Source organism: Mesorhizobium sp. (assembly GCF_004962925.1).
Lineage (GTDB): Bacteria > Pseudomonadota > Alphaproteobacteria > Rhizobiales > Rhizobiaceae > Mesorhizobium.
On the sequence record NZ_SUEO01000087.1, the window covers coordinates 1 to 222 of the forward strand.

The window sequence follows — 222 nt, forward strand, 5'->3', positions numbered from 1 at the left end:
GCCTTGTACTTACCGGAAAGCGTCGCCTCGGCGCGGTTGCGGAGCCTGGTCAGCGGTGTCTTCAGATCGTGGGCGATGTTGTCGGAGACCTGCTTCAGCCCTTCGTTGAGCGTGGCGATCCTGGCCAGCATGGAATTGAGGTTTCCGGAGAGGCGGTCGAACTCGTCGCCTGCGCCGGTGACTGGCAGCCGGCCGGAAAGATCGCCGCCCATGATGCGGCGG

The 222-nt window shown here is 64.9% G+C and carries 1 protein-coding gene; it reads right to left on the reverse strand.

The window, feature by feature from the left end; all coding sequences use genetic code 11:
* On the reverse strand, positions 1 to 222 hold a 222-nt coding region (locus E5W87_RS18115), incomplete at both ends, for a HAMP domain-containing protein (RefSeq protein WP_292400299.1).